Source organism: Gordonia sputi NBRC 100414, from assembly GCF_000248055.1.
GTDB classification, from domain to species: Bacteria; Actinomycetota; Actinomycetes; order Mycobacteriales; family Mycobacteriaceae; genus Gordonia; species Gordonia sputi.
Map to the genome: position 1 here is coordinate 115,603 of NZ_BAFC01000045.1, position 16,951 is coordinate 132,553.

13 protein-coding genes and 1 pseudogene are annotated in these 16,951 nt (G+C 66.0%); 5 read left to right on the forward strand and 9 right to left on the reverse strand.

Features of this window, described 5'->3' with window-relative positions; genetic code table 11:
- Positions 1-104: 104 nt before the first annotated feature.
- Together GOSPT_RS06410 and GOSPT_RS06415 are read right to left on the reverse strand one after the other, a co-directional pair.
- Positions 105-1,097, reverse strand: a complete 993-nt coding sequence (locus tag GOSPT_RS06410) for an acyl-ACP desaturase (protein ID WP_005204280.1) — start codon at positions 1,095-1,097, stop codon at positions 105-107.
- A 183-nt stretch (positions 1,098-1,280) separates the two neighbouring features.
- Positions 1,281-1,859 (reverse strand): nuclear transport factor 2 family protein, encoded by a 579-nt coding sequence (locus GOSPT_RS06415; protein WP_005204283.1) that lies wholly within the window; start codon positions 1,857-1,859, stop codon positions 1,281-1,283.
- Between the two features lie 151 nt (positions 1,860-2,010).
- Between GOSPT_RS06415 and GOSPT_RS06420 the strand changes: the two genes are divergently transcribed.
- Together GOSPT_RS06420 and GOSPT_RS06425 are read left to right on the forward strand one after the other, a co-directional pair.
- The gene (locus GOSPT_RS06420) at positions 2,011-3,414 is read left to right on the forward strand and encodes a WS/DGAT/MGAT family O-acyltransferase (protein ID WP_039855006.1); all 1,404 of its coding nucleotides are present in this window, start codon (positions 2,011-2,013) and stop codon (positions 3,412-3,414) included.
- Between the two features lie 59 nt (positions 3,415-3,473).
- A complete protein-coding gene (locus GOSPT_RS06425; protein ID WP_005204287.1) occupies positions 3,474-5,501 on the forward strand; it encodes an NAD(+) synthase in 2,028 nt (675 codons plus the stop codon).
- A 13-nt stretch (positions 5,502-5,514) separates the two neighbouring features.
- On the opposite strand, the gene GOSPT_RS06430 is transcribed toward GOSPT_RS06425, so the two are convergent.
- Positions 5,515-6,672, reverse strand: a complete 1,158-nt coding sequence (locus GOSPT_RS06430) for an acyl-CoA dehydrogenase family protein (protein ID WP_005204289.1) — start codon at positions 6,670-6,672, stop codon at positions 5,515-5,517.
- Positions 6,673-6,706: 34 nt separating this feature from the next.
- Positions 6,707-7,903 (reverse strand): acyl-CoA dehydrogenase family protein, encoded by a 1,197-nt coding sequence (locus tag GOSPT_RS06435; RefSeq protein ID WP_174273024.1) that lies wholly within the window; start codon positions 7,901-7,903, stop codon positions 6,707-6,709.
- Positions 7,904-8,055: 152 nt separating this feature from the next.
- Between GOSPT_RS06435 and GOSPT_RS06440 the strand changes: the two genes are divergently transcribed.
- The 3 genes from GOSPT_RS06440 to GOSPT_RS06450 are packed head-to-tail and all read left to right on the forward strand — an operon-like array spanning position 8,056 to position 12,102.
- Positions 8,056-9,192: a thiolase family protein gene (locus GOSPT_RS06440; RefSeq protein ID WP_039855007.1), complete on the forward strand. Its 1,137-nt coding sequence runs from the start codon at positions 8,056-8,058 to the stop codon at positions 9,190-9,192.
- A 5-nt stretch (positions 9,193-9,197) separates the two neighbouring features.
- On the forward strand, positions 9,198-10,883 hold the full coding sequence (locus tag GOSPT_RS06445; protein ID WP_005204294.1) for a class I adenylate-forming enzyme family protein: 1,686 nt from the start codon (positions 9,198-9,200) through the stop codon (positions 10,881-10,883).
- Positions 10,876-12,102: an acetyl-CoA C-acetyltransferase gene (locus GOSPT_RS06450; RefSeq protein WP_005204296.1), complete on the forward strand. Its 1,227-nt coding sequence runs from the start codon at positions 10,876-10,878 to the stop codon at positions 12,100-12,102. The genes GOSPT_RS06445 and GOSPT_RS06450 overlap by 8 nt, the downstream gene beginning before the upstream one ends.
- Before the next feature lie 21 nt (positions 12,103-12,123).
- On the opposite strand, the gene GOSPT_RS06455 is transcribed toward GOSPT_RS06450, so the two are convergent.
- From GOSPT_RS06455 to GOSPT_RS06475, 5 genes and pseudogenes are all read right to left on the reverse strand, one after another.
- Complete coding sequence (locus GOSPT_RS06455) at positions 12,124-13,014, reverse strand: LysR family transcriptional regulator (RefSeq protein ID WP_005204298.1); 891 nt, start codon at positions 13,012-13,014, stop codon at positions 12,124-12,126.
- A gap of 3 nt (positions 13,015-13,017) precedes the next feature.
- On the reverse strand, positions 13,018-13,923 hold the full coding sequence (locus GOSPT_RS06460) for a LysR family transcriptional regulator (RefSeq protein ID WP_005204300.1): 906 nt from the start codon (positions 13,921-13,923) through the stop codon (positions 13,018-13,020).
- A 30-nt stretch (positions 13,924-13,953) separates the two neighbouring features.
- A pseudogene (locus GOSPT_RS06465) lies at positions 13,954-14,695 on the reverse strand (crotonase/enoyl-CoA hydratase family protein).
- Positions 14,692-15,810 (reverse strand): MBL fold metallo-hydrolase, encoded by a 1,119-nt coding sequence (locus GOSPT_RS06470; RefSeq protein WP_039855038.1) that lies wholly within the window; start codon positions 15,808-15,810, stop codon positions 14,692-14,694. The pseudogene GOSPT_RS06465 and the gene GOSPT_RS06470 overlap by 4 nt, the downstream one beginning before the upstream one ends.
- 169 nt (positions 15,811-15,979) lie before the next feature.
- The gene (locus GOSPT_RS06475; protein ID WP_005204305.1) at positions 15,980-16,930 is read right to left on the reverse strand and encodes an alpha/beta fold hydrolase; all 951 of its coding nucleotides are present in this window, start codon (positions 16,928-16,930) and stop codon (positions 15,980-15,982) included.
- Between the last annotated feature and the right edge of the window lie 21 nt (positions 16,931-16,951).

Genomic DNA, 16,951 nt, shown 5'->3' on the forward strand with positions numbered 1-16,951 from the left:
GCGGCGTGGCGTGCGCAGCCGACAGCGCACCGGCGCCCTCGTGGATCGTGGAGGGCGCCGGCGCTGCTGGGGTTCGGATCGTCGTCGTCAAGCCAATGGTTGCGTCAGGACGCCTGACGCTCGCGCTTCTTGGCTTCGCGGGCGAGTGCGCGGTCGCGCATCTCCTCGAACTTGATGGTGTCCTTCTCGAGCTGCTCGAGGAAGGCTGCGAGCTCCTCGCGGGTCTTGTCGCCCTCGGCGGAGAAGTCGTCGCGATCGAAGACGTTCCACTTGCGCAGGACGGGCTGGATGACCTCTTCGAGGTGCTGGCGCAGGTCGTAGATGCCGTGCTTGGCCATCAACACGCCGTGGCGGCGGAAGTTGGGCATTCCGGCGCCGGGCATCTGGAAGTTGGTGACGATGTCGGTCACGGCACGCAGCGTCTGGTCGGGAGCGATGTCCATTCCTGCGCCGCAGATGTTGCGGTAGAAGATCATGTGCAGGTTCTCGTCGGCAGCGATGCGCTGAAGCATCTTGTCGGCGATCGGATCGTTGCACGCCTTACCGGTGTTGCGGTGGCTGACGCGCGTGGCGAGCTCCTGGAACGTCACGTAGGCGACGGAGTGCAGCAGGCCCATCTCGCCGCCCTTCTCCATCATCTCCTCGACGCGGTCGCCTGCGGCGGACTCGGGTGAGTAACCGTTGGTCATGTGGACCATGCGGTCGGCCTCGAGCTGGGCGGGGTCGACGCCGCGCGTCACCGTGAGGTAGTCGCGCATGACGATCGAGTGCCGGTTCTCCTCGGCGGTCCAGCGACCGACCCAGAAGCCCCATGCCGAATCCATCGAGAAGTTGTCGGCGATCACCCGGTGGTAGGAGGGCAGGTTGTCCTCGGTCAGCAGGTTGGTGATCATCGCGGCCTTCGCGACCTCATCGAGCTGCGACTGTTCGGGGTCGTAGTCGACGCCGCCGAGCGCGGCGAAGTTACGCCCCTCGTCCCAGGGGACGTAGTCGTGCGGGTTCCAGCTCTTCGCGATCTTCAGGTGCCGGTTGACGTTGTCCTCGGCAACCGGTGCCAACTCGCGGAGCAGATCGAGCTGAGTGAGCTCACGTGCCATTGTTCGTTCCTCCGAACGGTCCACATCGAAACAGGTCGGACTGTCGTAGTCTCCGACTGTCGTCTCTGGTTGTCATGCCTGGCTCGGTGACCGACATGCATTCAAGTCAGTCAGTAAGGTTACGGCACCGAGCAGGCGTTACCCAAGTACGCACTTACGGTGTCGTAACTTGGCTCGCAAGCGCTACCCCCAAAACGCTCGGCCGAACGTCGACGCCCACGTGGCGGCGTCGTCGTCAAGGGTACCGAGTTCGCGCGCCTTGTCACACCACTGCATTGCGGCGATGCCGAACTCCAAAGGGTTGTAGATGTCCTCCTCGCACTTCCACAGACCGTCGCCGGCGTACGTGATGATCGAAATGTTGGTCGCGGTGATGACGCTTCCGTCGCCGGGATCGCACATCGGATTGTCGACTTCGAAGATCACGCGGCCGGTCGGGGCGTCGAACACCTTCCACAGATTGGGGAAGGCAACCATGTGGTCGCCGGGGAAGCGGGTCATCGTCTTCACGATCCACGGTCGGATCTCATCCCTGCCGTGCATGGTGCCGAGCGCGTGCTCGATGTAGTCGGCGTCGGGGGTGAAGAGGTCGGCGAAGCGCGCCCAGGCCGCAGGCGCCTCGGACGGCTCGGCGCGGGCATGTGCCGCGATGCCTGCGACGGTGGCCTCGAAGACGTCGAACGCCTCCGACAACTCATCGAGCTCGAACGGGGTCGGCGAGAATCGGGCATCCGCGGCAGACGCGGCGTTTTCGGTGCGCATCCGGCTGATCGTAGGGAACTACGGCGGGTGCGCGAAGCGTTATGGAAAAGGAGCGCGACGACGCACAGACGTGGTTCGATTTCATCATCGACCCGTCGACGTAGACGGGCGTGCGCGACGGCGCGGGCGAGCAGGATGCGGAGGATTTGCGATGGAGCGGCTGAGCGGTTTGGACGCCTCGTTCCTGTACATGGAGACGCGGTCGCAGTTGATGCAGATCATCGGCCTGATCGAGGTTGATCCGTCGACGATTCTGGGTGGGTATTCGTTCGGCCGTATCCGTGATCAGATGCGACAGCTCGTCCGTGCGACCCCGAAATTTCGACGCAAGCTCGACAACTCGCTGATCAACATCGACCACCCCGCGTGGGTGGAGGACGACCATTTCGACATCGACCGGCACGTGCACCGCGTGGCGGTTCCGGCGCCGGGCGGGATCGGCGAGGTCACCGAGCTCTGTGGACATCTGGCCGGGCAGACCCTCGACCGCGCGAAGCCGTTGTGGGAACTGTGGGTCATCGAGGGCCTGTCCAACGGGCGGATCATGATCATGCTGCGGATGCACCACGCCGCGGTCGACGGTGTCGGCAGCGCCGAGGTGCTCTCGCAGCTCTTCTCGCTCTCGCCCGAGCAACCCGACCTCGACGCCGATCTGCTGCATCAGACCGCAGGCGGGTCGTCGCATGCGGTGCTCGCCGCGACGGGTGCGGTCCACTACCTGATCCGACGTCCGATCGCGATGGCGCGTCTGCTGCCGGAGACGGTCGCGGTTCCGTTCGCGTGGCTGCGTCGGGCGCGCTCGCACGAGGCGATGCCCGCACCGTTCGGGGCGCCGCGAACCCGATTCAACGGCCCCATCACACCGCACCGTTCGATCGCACTGACCCAGCTCTCCCTCGCCGACATCAAGCGCGTCAAGAACCGGTTCGGAGTCAAGGTCAACGACGTCGTGCTGGCGATCACCGGCGGGGCGCTCCGTGAATATCTGTTGGCGCACAACGAGCTGCCGGACAGGCCGCTCGTCGCGATGGTGCCGGTGTCGGTTCACGGCGCCGACGACAGCGGGTTGATGGTGGAGGGCACCAACAAGGTGTCGGGCATGTTCACGCAATTGGCCTCCGACGTCGCCGATCCCGTCGAACGGATCGAGCGTGCCGCCGAGCTCTCGCGAAAAGCGAAGGCGCACCACGCCGACATCGACGCGAACATCCTGCGTGCCTGGGCCCAGTTCGCGCCCGGCACCACGATGTCGACGCTGATGAAGTTCTACGGCGACCGGAAGTTGGCGCTCAAGCACCCTCCGGTCTTCAACGTGACGGTGTCGAACGTCGCGGGCGCCGACATCCCGGTGTACTTCTGCGGCGCGCGCGTGACGGCGGTCTACCCGCTCGGGCCGATCTTCCACGGGCTCGGGCTCAACATCACGGTGTTCTCGGCCGACGGCGAGCTCAACGTCGGAATCCTCGGGTGCACCGATCAGATCCCCGATATCGACTTCCTCGCCCACGCGTTCGACGAACAGCTCAAGACGCTTCTCGAGGTGTGCGGCGACTGAGGTCTTGCGGTGATGGGGTCTTGCGGTGATGGGGTCATCTGGTCACTAAGCTTTGCCCTGTGTCCATCTATCGCCACGGATTCGCCCGAGTAGCGGGCGCGGTGCCCGTCGTCCGTATCGCCGACCCGGCGGCCAACGCGCAGGCCACCGTCGAATTGATGCGGCAGGCGGCCACCGAGGGGGCCGCATTCGTCGTGTTCCCCGAGATGGGGCTCACCGGATACAGCATCGACGATCTGGTCCAACAGGATGCGGTGATCGACGCCGCGCTCGACGCGCTCGCCACCGTCGTCGCCGCGAGTGAGGGCCTGCGCCCGCTGGTGGCCGTCGGACTGCCGCTCGTCGTCGACGCCGGGCTGTACAACTGCGCGGTCCTGCTGCGTGATGGTCGGATTCTCGGCGTCGTACCTAAGGCGTTCCTGCCGAATTACCGCGAATTCTACGACAAGCGGTATTTCAGCGCTGCCCGCGACGCACTCGCCGACACGGTGACGCTGCTCGGACAAACGGTGCCGTTCGGCACCGACCTGATCTTCGACGCCGTCGACCTGCCCGGTTTCGCACTGCATCTCGAGGTCTGCGAGGACGCCTGGGTGCCCATCCCGCCGAGTACCTGGGCCGCCCTCGGAGGTGCGACGGTTCTCGCGAACCTGTCGGGTTCGCCGGTCACGATCGGCAAGGAGTCGTATCGGAAGTCGTTGTGCACCAGCCTCTCTGCCCGGTGTATTGCCGCCTACGTCTACGTTGCGGCCGGATATGGCGAATCCACAACCGATCTCGCGTGGGACGGAGATGCGCTGATCGCCGAGAACGGCGGACTACTCACTCGCAGTGAGGGATTCGCGACGACCGAGCAACTCGTCGTCGCCGACGTCGACCTCGACCGGCTACGCCAGGAGCGCATCCGGATGGGCAGCTTCCACGATCAGGTCGGCGACCTCAAGGATCGTCTGACGTCGTTGCGCCACATCGACTTCGAGTTCGGCGACCTCGACCTCGCCGTCGACGATGATCTGCGACGCTCGGTCGCACGCTTCCCGTTCGTTCCCGCCGACGCCGCTGACCGTGACGAACGGTGCCGCGAGGTGCGCGACATCCAGGTTCAGGGCCTGGCCGCACGTCTGCGCGCCACCGGCATCGACAAGATCGTCATCGGGGTGTCCGGTGGCCTCGATTCGACGCTCGCATTGCTCGTCGCCGTCGACACCTTCGACCGACTCGGCCTGCCGCGCACCAACATCCTCGCGTACACGATGCCGGGATTCGCCACCGGCGGCGCGACGCTACGACGCGCACATGTGCTGATGGATTCTCTCGGGGTCAGCGGCACCGAACTCGACATCCGGCCGTCGTGTGAGCAGATGCTCGCCGACATCGGACATCCCTATGCCAAGGGCGAGAAGGTCTTCGACGTGACCTTCGAGAATGTGCAGGCAGGCGAGCGGACGTCGCACCTGTTCCGGCTGGCGAACTTCCACGGGGGAATCGTGCTCGGGACCGGCGATCTGTCCGAACTCGCGCTGGGGTGGTGCACCTACGGCGTCGGCGACCAAATGTCGCACTACAACGTCAACACGTCGGTCCCGAAGACGTTGATCCAGTACCTGATTCGCTGGATGATCTCGACCGGGCAGTACTCGCAGGAGACCACCGATACGCTCGCCGAGATCCTCGACGACGTGATCTCACCCGAACTCGTCCCGCCCGGCGAAGACGGCGCGATCCAGAGCACAGAGGACACCGTCGGCCCCTACGAACTGCACGACTTCTTCCTGTACTACCTCACGCGGTTCGGCTACCGCCCCGACAAGATCGCCTACCTCGCGGGCCAGGCGTGGGGCGACCGGGAACGCGGTGCGTGGTCGGAGCTGATCGCGCCGGAGCGTCGAAATCAGTACGACGCCGCGACCATTGAGCACTGGCTCTCGACGTTCCTGAAGCGATTCATGAGCAACCAGTTCAAGCGCACCGCGATGCCCAACGGGCCGAAAATCGGTTCGGGCGGGTCGCTGTCGCCGCGCGGCGACTGGCGCTCGCCGTCGGACGCCTCCGCCCGCACCTGGCTGGACCAGCTCAAGGGCAGCTGATGTCGCGGCAGCTCTAGAGCCCCAAATCCTTCGCGATGATCGTCTTCATCACCTCGTTGGTGCCGCCGTAGATCCGGGAGACGCGGGTGTCGGCGTAGAGCCGCGCGATGGGGTACTCGGTGATGTAGCCGTATCCGCCGTGCAATTGCAGGCACTTGTCGATGACGCGGCCGGCGGTCTCGGTGGCGAAGAGCTTGGCGCGCGCGGCGTCGGCCACCGACAGTTCGCCCCGGTTGTGGAGGATCAACGCCTGGTCGACGAACTGCTGCACCGCCGCGACGTCGGCCGAGCACTCGGCCAGCACGAACTTGGTGTTCTGGAACGACGCAACGGGCCTGCCGAACACGTCGCGCTCACGGGTGTAGGCGAGGGCGTGTTGCAGAGCAGCGTTCGCGGTTGCCGACGCCCCGATGGCGATGCTCAGGCGCTCCTGCGCCAGGTTGTGTGTGAGGTAGGAGAAACCCTTGCCCTCCTCGCCGAGCCGGTCCTCGACGGGCACGCGCACCGATGAGAAGGAGAGTTCGGCGGTATCGGACGCCTTGAGTCCGATCTTCTCCAGCTTCCGTCCGACGGCGAAACCCTCGGATGTGGTGTCCACCACCAGAATCGAGAGTCCGGCCCGACGATTGTCGGGATCGAACGATGCGGTGCGGCACACCACCAGAATGCGGTCGGCCAGTGCGCCACCCGTGATGAATGTCTTTGCGCCGTCGAGGATGTAGTGGCTGCCGTCCTCGGAGAGCTTGGCCGTCGTCGAGATGTTCGCGAGGTCGGAGCCGGTGCCCGGTTCGGTCATGGCGATCGCGAACATGATGTCGCCCGAGGCGAATCCGGGTAGCCAGCGCTGCTTCTGTTCGTCGGTCGCGTACTCCATGAGGTACGGCAGGATCAGATTGGTGTGTACCGACTCGCTGCCGAAGGTCACGCCCGCGAGGGCGGTTTCTTCCGACACGACAAGCGAATACGTGAAATCGTGGACGCCTCCGCCGCCGTACTCCTCGGGCACCTCGATGCCGAGCACGCCCAACTCGCCGAGTTTGCGGTAGAAGTCACGCGGCGGGTGTCCCTGCTTCTCCCATTCGGGGTGGACGGGCACGACCTCCTTGGCGATGAAGTCGCCGATCGTCTTGCGAAAAGCCTCGTGGTCTTCGTTGAATACGGTGCGCTGCACGTCTTTTCCCTCTCGTCGGATATCTGTCGGTGGTTCAGCTGGCGGCGTACTCGCGCAGCAGCCCTTTGCTGATGATCTGTTTCTGGATCTCGCTGGTGCCCTCGCCGATGAGCAGGAACGGCGCTTCACGCATGAGTCGTTCGATCTCGAACTCCTTCGAGTAGCCATACCCGCCGTGAATGCGGAACGACGCCCCGGTGACCTCCGAACAGTATTCGCTGCACAGATACTTGGCCATGCCCGCTGCGACGTCGTTGCGTTCGCCGGAGTCCTTCAGCCGTGCGGCATTGGTCATCATCAGGTGTGCCGCTTCGACTTTGGTGGCTATCTCGGCGAGACTGAACGCTATCGCCTGGTGCTCGGCGATCGGTTTGCCGAAGGTGTGGCGCTGTTGCGCATAGGCGATGGCGAGTTCGAACGCTCGTTGCGCAACACCGCACGCGCGTGCAGAGACATTGACCCGACCCACCTCGACCCCGTCCATCATGTGCGCGAACCCGCGGCAGGGCACTCCGCCGAGGATGTCGTCCGGCGATGCCCGATAGTCGTCGAAGATCATCTCCGTGGTGTCGATGCCCTTGTAGCCCATCTTCTCGATCTTTCCCGGAATGGTCAGTCCGGCAACGACTTCCCCGAATCCTGCAGGCTTCTCGATGAGGAACGTCGTCAGATTGTGGTGCGGTTTGGCCGCGCCCTCGTCGGTACGGACAAGTGCCGCAACGAGAGTCGACGACGCCCCGTTCGTCAGCCACATCTTCGCGCCGTTGATCGTGTACGCGCCATCGTCACCGAGCTTGGCCGACGTCTTGATCGCTGCGACGTCGGAGCCGAGATCCGGTTCGCTCATCGAGAACGCGCCGCGCACCTCGCCGGTGGCCATCCGTGGCAGAAACCGTTGCTTCTGCTCGTCGGTTCCGTGCTGACGCAGCATGTAGGCGACGATGAAATGCGTGTTGATGACACCGGACACGCTCATCCAGCCGCGTGCGAGCTCCTCGACGCACAGCGCGTAGGTGAGCAGCGACTCGCCGAGTCCTCCGTACTCCTCGGGGATCATCAGGCCGAACAGCCCCAGTTGGGCCATGCCATCGACGATCTTCTGCGGGTAGGCGTCGTCGTGTTCGAGTTGCTGCGCGGTCGGGATGATCTCGGCGTCGACGAATCGTCGCACCGCGGCGACGATGTCTTCCTGGGTGTCGGTGAGACCGAGCGTGCGGGCCAGACGTGCCATGACCTCCAGCATGCACCCGTGACGTAGGTGGAAGGAACGGCCGGATCGGCTAACACACCGATAGGGCGACTCAATGGGATAGGGCTTGTCTATGAGTCCGTGAACGCGAAACTACTTGTGGTCACCAGGTGAGAAGTGGTCGGCTCGAATGCATGACAGATGCAGTGATCGTCGACGCGGTACGCACCCCGATCGGACGTCGAAACGGGGCGTTGGCCGGTATCCATCCCGCTGACCTCTCGGCCCACGTGCTCGAAGCGCTCGTCGAACGCACCGGGATCGACCCCGCGATCATCGACGACGTCATGTGGGGTTGCGTAAGCCAGCACGCCGAGCAGGCGGGAAACATCGCACGCACAGCGGTGTTGGCCGCGGGGTGGCCGACCACGGTCCCCGGAACCACGGTCACACGGGCGTGCGGGTCGAGCCAGCAGGCGCTGGCGATGGCCGCGGCCGCCGTGATCTCCGGCCAACTCGACGTCGTCGTGGCTGGCGGAGTCGAGTCGATGAGCCGTGTCCCGATGGGAACCGCGGCACCCAACGGCGAGAGTCAGCCAGCAACCGTACTCGACCGCTTCGGCGTCGACCGCTTCAGTCAGGGCATCGGGGCAGAGGAGGTAGCGCGACGCTGGGGTCTGAGCCGCACCCAACTCGACGAGTACGCACTACGGTCACACGAACTCGCCGCCGCAGCAACCGATTCGGGTGCCTTCGACGCTCAGCTCGCGACGCTGCCCGGCGTACTCGAGGGGGACGAGGGCATTCGACGCGGCGGTTCGCTGGAGTCCCTCGGCAAACTCCGAACGGTGTTCGACGAGAACGGAGTCATTCACGCGGGCAACGCATCACAGATCTCCGACGGGGCGGGCGCACTGCTGGTGATGTCGAGCGAGACCGCGGCGGCCAACGGCCTGGTCCCTCTGGTGCGGATTCACACCACCGTCGTGGCGGGTGACGATCCGGTCGTCATGCTCACGGGGCCGATTCCCGCCACGGCCAAAGTGCTTGCACGTTCAGGACTCTCGATCGACGAGATCGGTGCATTCGAGGTCAATGAGGCGTTCGCGCCGGTGCCGCTGGCGTGGCAGATCGACACGGGTGCATCGGAGAAGGCGCTCAACCCGCTCGGCGGAGCGATCGCCGTCGGACATCCGCTCGGGGGATCCGGTGCCATCCTCGCGACACGCCTCGCGCATCACATGCACGACAACGGTATTCGCTACGGACTGCAGACGATGTGCGAAGCGGGCGGCATGGCCAATGCCACCATCTTCGAACTGATCGGCTGACGTCGATGACGCAATTGCATTATCCCGACGTCACTCTCGCGGCACTGCCGCCAAGCATGGCCGCCATGTATCCGCACCGTGCCGCGGTCGTCGAGGGTGACCGCACCCTGGACTACTCCGAACTCGACAGTGCCACAGCCTCGATCGCCGCGGGACTACGGGCGAGGGGTGTACGTGAGCGAGACGTCGTCGCACTCCATCTGCCGAACAGCATCGAGTTCGTGCTGGCCTATTACGGTTCGCTGCGCGCCGGCGCCACCGTGACCCTTGTGAATCCGGCACAGCCCGCCAAGGGTTTACGTGATCAACTCGCCGAAACCGACGCGGTCGGTGTCTTCACCACGCGCGACAGTCGTGAGCTCGTGACCGCCGCGGTCGACGGCACCGACGCGTCGCTCATCGTCGTGGTCGACGGCCCGACGTCGGGTGATGCCACGGCGATCTCGCTCGACGAACTCGCGGAGCCGACACACGATGGCCCGCCGCAACTGCGCATCACCGGAGACGACGTCGCGCACCTCGCGTTCACGGGCGGAACCACCGGAGTCTCCAAGGGCGTCCGAGTGTTGCACCGCAACGTCATTGCCAATGCCACGCAGATGATCGCCTGGCGCGCAGGGCATTCGGTGGTCGACGACGATCGGGGACTCGTTCACCTCGAACCGCGCGATGGGGGCAACCGTGGAGTGCGGCCGGGTGACGCGGCGACGGTGGTGGTCTCGCCGCTGTTCCATGCTCACGCATTGATCAACATGTCGTTCCTGCTGATGTGCGGGGCGAGCCAGGTTCTCGCGGTGGATTCGCGTTCGGAGGCGACGACACGACGATTCGACGCCGGGCGCATGCTCGAACTCATCGAACGACACCGTGCCACGTACGTGACCGGAAGCCCGGCCATGTGGGCATCGCTCGTGGGACACCCCGACGTCGGCAGCAGGGACCTGAGTTCGGTGCGTGTCGTGTCCTCCGGCGCGGCGCCCATCGACCGCGTCACGCTCGACAGGCTCGCGGCAGCATTCCCGTCGTGCTCGGTCGTCGAGGGCTACGGACTCACCGAGGCGACGTGCCTCGTCACATCCGCGCCGCTCGCCGACACCGGCCAGGGTGCGGGCGACTACCGGATCGGCAGTGTGGGACTGCCGACCTACGACACACAACTGCAGATCCGATCGCTCGCCGACCGCACCACGATCCTGTCAACGGGCGAGCGTGGCGGGCTCTGGGTCCGCGGACCGCAGGTGACCGCGGGGTGCCTCCATCACCCGGAGATCACAGCGCAGCAGTTCGTTGACGGGTGGCTCGATACGGGCGATATCGCCTTCCGCGACGACGACGGTCACGTCTACATCGCCGACCGCGCGAAGGACATGCTGATCTACAAGGGCTACAACGTCTACCCGCGTGAACTCGAGGAGATCCTCGTGACTCATCCCGACGTCGCGCAGGCCGCCGTCGTCGCACGGGAGGCCGGAGTGGTCGGTCAGGAGCCGGTCGCGTTCGTTGTTGCCCGGGACGGCAGGGAGGTCGATGTCGACGCTGTCATGACCTACGTCGCCGAGCAGGTGTTGCCGTACAAGAAGATTCGCGACGTCGTCGTCATCGATGCGCTGCCGACGTCTGCCGCGGGGAAGATCCAGAAGGTCGCGCTACGCACGCGGCTGCGTGAGTCAGAGGAGCTACATCATGCGTGAGGTCGTGATCTGCGAGCCGGTCCGCACCCCGATCGGACGCTATGGCGGGATGTTCCGATCCGTGACCGCGGTCGACCTCGGAGTAGCGGCACTGAGCGGATTGCTCGAGCGCACCGCTGTGCCGCACGACGCCGTCGAGGACGTGATCCTCGGCCACTGCAATGGCAACAGTGAGGCACCCGCGATCGGACGGGTCGTCGCGCTCGACGCAGGGCTTCCGACGACGGTGCCGGGTATGCACGTCGATCGACGCTGCGGCTCCGGTCTGCAGGCCGTGATCCAGGCGGCCGATCAGGTGGGTGCCGGCGACAACGATCTCGTCGTGGCGGGCGGTACCGAGTCGATGAGCAATGCGTCGTTCTACTCCGTCGACATGCGCTGGGGTGGCGCGCGAACCGGAATCGCACTGCACGACAGCCTCGTTCGGGCACGATCCACTGCGGGTGGCCGAGACCATCCGATCCCGGGCGGGATGATCGAGACCGCCGAGAATCTCCGTAGGCAGTACGGCGTCTCGCGCGACGAGCAGGACGAGCTGGCCGTCGAGTCGCATCTGCGCGCCGTGCGTGCGCAGAAGGACGGCATCCTGGCCGAGGAGATCATTCCTGTCACCGTGTCGGGCAAGCGGTCAGAGCAGGTCATCGACACCGACGAACATCCGCGGGCCGACATTTCGCTGGATTCCCTTGCCGCACTGACGCCGATCATGTCGAAGGTCGACGCCGACGCCACGGTGACCGCCGGAAATGCGAGCGGTCAGAACGATGCGGCGTCGATGTGTCTGGTGACGACCGCCGAGACGGCGCAGCGGTACGGTCTGCGCCCACTCGTACGACTGGTGTCGTGGGGTCTCGCGGGAGTGCCCCCGGAGACGATGGGGATCGGTCCGGTTCCGGCGACGCAGAAGGCGCTCGACAAGGCGGGTCTCACCCTCGACGACATGGACGTGATCGAACTCAACGAGGCGTTCGCGGCACAGGCGCTTGCCGTGACCCGTGAGTGGGGTTTCGGTCGATTCTCCACCGAGAGTGCCGATTTCGCGCGCGTCAACGTGCACGGCTCAGGCATCTCTCTCGGTCATCCCGTCGGCGCGACCGGAGGCCGGATGCTCGCGTCGCTGGCTCGCGAACTGGTGCGCGGTGGCGGGCGCTACGGCCTCGAGACGATGTGTATCGGCGGCGGACAGGGGCTGGCGGCAGTGTTCGAGCGGGTGGCCTGACCGGTCATACGTCGACCGTATTCAGTTCTCGCGGTGCAGTGTTCGAACGACGTCGACGAAAGCCTGTGCGGCGATCGATAATGCCGTCGGGTCGTACATGAGCGCGAAGTTGCGGACGAATCGCGGACGAACGGGCCGCACCGTGGTGCGATCGGCAACCGACTCCGCGACCCGTCGTTCGAGCAGCGTCGCGCCGATTCCCGCCAGCACCATGGGTAGTCGCTCCTCGCGGTCTTCGGCGAGCACCGCGATCGGTGGGCGTACGCCCGCTTCGCGCATCGCGCTCTCGATCTCGTCGGCGACCGTCCCGCCGCGCGGAACGAACACCATCGGGATGTGGGGGAGGTCGGCGATGTCGATCGGACCGTCGGGCAGGACGGTGCCCGAGGGACAGACGAGCCAGAACTCCTGCTCGCCGAGCACGATCACTTCGAGAGCATCGTCGACCGCCGTCTCGACGGGGTGAAGATGTGTGACGACGAAGTCGCAGCGACCCTCCTCGATCACGGCTGCCGCGAGTGATTCGTCGTCGAGTTCGCCCACCCTGATCGTGGCGGTGGGGTGCGCGCTGACGAATGCCGCGACCACATCGGCGATCGTGGAACCGTCGGCGAATGGTGACGCGAGGATCTCCACCCGCCCGGTGATCTGATCACTGCCGACGGCAAGCGCGTCGTCGACCGATCCGACGTCGCGCACGATCTGGCGCGCCGAGCCGACGAGTGCACGTCCCGCAGCGCTGGGCACCATCCCGCGGCCGATCCGGTGGAAGAGTTGCACCCCGAGCTCGCGTTCGAGCGCGCGTAGCGCCTGCGACACCGTCGGCTGGGTCACGCCGAGCGACACCGACGCCCCGCCGATCCCGCCGTGCTCGACCACGGCGAGGAAGTATTCGATCTGACGTAGTTCCACGGGCTACTCGAAGACCGGGTCGTCGACTTGTGCTGGCGCGCCGCATGTCTGGCGCGCGACGGCGACGAAGGCTGCGGCGGCGGGCGACGGTTGCCCGGAGCGCATGATCAGGCCGAAATCTCGTCGCAGCGGCGGGCCCAGGCTGTACGTCGTGGCGTCCGGAATCTGCTCGGCGACCGACTCCCGCGGCGCAATGGTCGCGCCGACGCCCCGGGTGACCAGCTCGCGGATGGTGGGCGGATGCGCGCAGTCGACCGCGACGTTGCGCGCACCGTCGGCGATGACGTCGGCGAGAAGGCTTTCGGTCGCCGGGTCGGAGAGGTCGAGGAGCAGGGGCAGCGCGCGAACGGACTCGCGTGCGACAACCCCGGCGTCGGCGTCGACGTTCAGAGACGGTGGCGCGGCAAGGACGAGTTCCTGAGTGCCCAGCGGCGCGGATACGAAAGTGGAATGGTCCGCGCTGGAATCGATCAGTCCTATCTCGGCGCGTCCGCTGCGCAGCGCAGCGAGGATGCCCGCCGGGCCGTCGGCGGCAAGAATTCGTACGATCACCCGATCGAAGCGCGCACGGAAATCACGCACGATCGTGACGAGGGGTGCGACTGCGAAGGCGGATTCGGTGACGACATCCACTGTCCCGGAACGCAATTCGCGAACTGCGCCAACCCGCTGACGCGCTCGCTCGACGTCGGCGAGGACTCGCCGCGCGATCACCTCGACGCGTGCGCCCGCCTCGGTGAGTTCGAGTCGACGCCCCGTGCGGTCGAACAGCGTCACGCCCAGTCGGCGTTCGAGCGTGCGAATCGCCTGCGAGAGCGACGGCTGGGAGATGTAGAGCGCCTGCGCAGCCTTGGTGATACCGCCGTGATCGATGACCGCGACGAAATAGGTGGCAAGGTGCAGGTCCACTTCTCGATCGTAGGCGAGGGGGTGCCTCGGTCAGTGGCCGGTCCACTTCGGTGCGCGCTTCTCGGCGAAGGCGCGGGCGCCTTCCTGCGCGTCGTCGGATGCCGCGCTGCTCCGCGAACAACTCGGGGTCGGTGTAGCGGATGGCCATGCTGACGACCTGCTTGGTGGCGCGCACCGCCAGCGGTCCGTTGGCGGCGATCCGTGCTGCGAGCTCACGCGCGCCGTCGAGCGCTCCACCCGACGGTGTCAGGATGTTCACCAGACCGAACTCGTGGGCGCGGACGGCGGTGATCGGGTCGCCGGTGAGTGCGATCTCCATGGCGAGTTGGTAGGGAAGGATCTTGGGGAGTCGCAGCAGACCGCCCGCTGCGGCCGCGAGTCCGCGCTTGACCTCCGGCAGACCGAATTTCGCGTCGTCGGCGGCGACGATCAGGTCGGCCGACAGTGCCAGTTCGCACCCGCCCGCCAGTGCCCAACCCTCGACCGCCGCGATCAGTGGTTTGCTCGGGGGAGCGGAGGCGATACCACCGAAGCCGCGACCCTCGACGCTGGGCAGCTCACCACGCGTGAACGCCTTGAGATCCATACCGGCACAGAAGGTTCCACCCGCTCCGGTGAGGATGCCGATGGTGATGTCATCGCGTCGTTCGAACTCGTCCATCGCCGCGGCGAGCTGTTGTGCGACCTCCTGGTTGACGGCGTTTCGCGCCTCCGGGCGGTCGATGGTGAAAACGGCTACGCCGTCGGCGGATTCGGTGCGTACCGGGGTCATCGCAGAGTTCCTCTCGTGGTTGCGGATTCGATCGTCGCGGATTCGATGTGATGGTCGGCGGGGCGGGTGTCGGTGACCGTCCAGCGCACCGGCTCGTGGCCTGTCGACGAGATGATGCCGCGCGCTTCGAGTACCAGCAGGTGCGCGTTGGTCTCCCGCAATGCCATGCGGGACAAGGGAATCGACAGATCGGAGAACGGGCGAGACCACGTGACAGCGCGTGTGACGTCCCACGCTGTCGCGCCCGGTTGGTTCCAGATCGCCTCGGCGATCTCGTTGAGCCGTTCCTCGTGGTGCGAGAGGAGATCGGTCACCCGGTCGGCGAGCCCACGGAATCGGTACTCGTGACTGGGCATGGCCTCGAGGTCGCCGATGTGCTCGGTTCGCGCGAGCGACGTCAGGTAGTCGGCCAGCGGGCTCGGCGTCTGGAAGGGATTGGTCGAGACATTCGGGCTGATCCGGGGGAGCAGATGATCGCCGGTGAAGATGACGCCCGCGTCGTCGTCGGCGAAACACAGGTGCCCCGCCGTGTGGCCGGGTGTCCACACCGCACGCAGATTCCACCCGGGAACGTTCAGCGGAACGTCGTCGTCGAGCTCGACATCCATCGTGCGACCGTCCGGGAGCCGGACGAATTCGAGGAGCCCGGTGTCCGCGACGTCGGTCGGAGCGCCGAGGACACGGAGGTCCTCCTGAGCGGCCACGAACTCACGCGCTACTTCTTGTTCGCTGTGAAACCGCAGGTGGCGGGCGTCGGCGACGTGCATCGCGAGCTGTGGGTCGGTGTGTTCGAGCAGGCGCGGGACGAGTCCGAAGTGGTCGGGGTGCAGGTGGGTGACGAAGACGTGCGAGACGTCGGCGAGGTCGTGTCCGGTGGCGTGGATTCCGTCGACGAGCATCTTCCAGCCCGTGTCGGTGTTCCAGCCGGTGTCGATGAGCGCGAGCCGGCCGTCTGCCGTCGCCAATGCGTAAACAAGGATGTAGCGCAGTGGGTTCTCGGGGATGAGGACCGGGATCGACCAGAGGCCCGGCCGGACTTCTTCGACGGGCGGCATCTCTTTACGCACCCAGGCCTCGCGCTGGCGATGGCCGGTGACCACGATCGACGTACTCATCATCTGATCCGACCACGGCGAGACCGAGCGCCACAAACACCCGTCGACTCACAGCCCGTGAGGAAACCCCTATGTAGCTGTGCACCGAAAAGATCCACCTCATCTGTTGCACGCCACCTTCGGCACTGCCGAAGGTAGATCGACACAGATGAGGTGAACTTTTCTGGTCCTACTCGCTCACGGAACTCGTCGGCGCAACCATCGCCTGATCCCAGACGGCGAGGAGTTCGTCCATCACGTCCGTCGACATCCCGAACAGGCTCAGATGGCTCTCGCCGTGCAGGCTGAACAGCTTGGCGTCGGGCAGCAGCGAGACCACGTGCTCGCCGTGCGCGTAGGGGACGATGTGGTCGCGGTCCCCGTGCCACCAGCGCACCGGGGTGGTGATGTCGGTGACCGAGAAGCCCCAATCGCGGGAGAACACCCGTACGTCGTTGAACGGTGCCTCCATGCGGTGCGACCCGCCGCTGAGGAGGTCGTCGAGGAACATGGCGCGAAACTCCGGGCGGCTGAGCAACTCGCGGTCGGCGGCGGGGGAGAGCCTGCCGTAGAGCAGGATCGCGGGCTCGGCGATCGGTCGGACGAAGCGCAGCGCGGTGCTGATCGCCTGGCCGACGGGTGCACCGAGGACCGGCAGAACGGGCGCGGCGTGGCGTGCCAACGCAACTGCGCCACCGCCGATCGCCTCCGGGCCCACCGTCGGGGCCACGCCGCCGACGATTCCGGCGACGTGGACGCGTGGACCGAACTCGTGCGCGACGGCCAGCGCGTACGGGCCGCCGCCGGAGACGCCGATGACACCGAAATCGTCGATGCCGAGCGCGTCGAGGACGTCGGTGAGGTCGGCGCAGAAGTCCCGGACGGAGTCGTAGGGGTGGGCCGTCGACGATCCGACGCCGGGCCGGTCGATGCCGATGAGTCGGACTCCGCGCGCGGCGGCGTACTCGCGGGCTTCGAGCGGAATCTGTCGTCGAGCACCGGGCGTGCCGTGGAACCACAGGATCGGGCGTCCGGACGCCGAACCGAACTCGGCGAATCCCATCCGGCGCTTCTTCTTGTCGTGTGCCTGTGTTCCGACAGCTACGGAGCCCTCGATCTTCGGGCGATCGACGTCGATCATGTGACAAGGGTCTCACGCTGT

Coding starts and splice junctions, on each gene's coding strand:
- GOSPT_RS06410 (WP_005204280.1), bottom strand. CDS start 1,097: ATGGCACGTGAGCTCACTCAGCTCGATCTGCTCCGCGAGTTGGCACCG.
- GOSPT_RS06415 (WP_005204283.1), bottom strand. CDS start 1,859: ATGCGCACCGAAAACGCCGCGTCTGCCGCGGATGCCCGATTCTCGCCG.
- GOSPT_RS06420 (WP_039855006.1), top strand. CDS start 2,011: ATGGAGCGGCTGAGCGGTTTGGACGCCTCGTTCCTGTACATGGAGACG.
- GOSPT_RS06435 (WP_174273024.1), bottom strand. CDS start 7,903: ATGGCACGTCTGGCCCGCACGCTCGGTCTCACCGACACCCAGGAAGAC.
- GOSPT_RS06440 (WP_039855007.1), top strand. CDS start 8,056: ATGACAGATGCAGTGATCGTCGACGCGGTACGCACCCCGATCGGACGT.
- GOSPT_RS06445 (WP_005204294.1), top strand. CDS start 9,198: ATGACGCAATTGCATTATCCCGACGTCACTCTCGCGGCACTGCCGCCA.
- GOSPT_RS06450 (WP_005204296.1), top strand. CDS start 10,876: ATGCGTGAGGTCGTGATCTGCGAGCCGGTCCGCACCCCGATCGGACGC.
- GOSPT_RS06470 (WP_039855038.1), bottom strand. CDS start 15,810: ATGAGTACGTCGATCGTGGTCACCGGCCATCGCCAGCGCGAGGCCTGG.
- GOSPT_RS06475 (WP_005204305.1), bottom strand. CDS start 16,930: ATGATCGACGTCGATCGCCCGAAGATCGAGGGCTCCGTAGCTGTCGGA.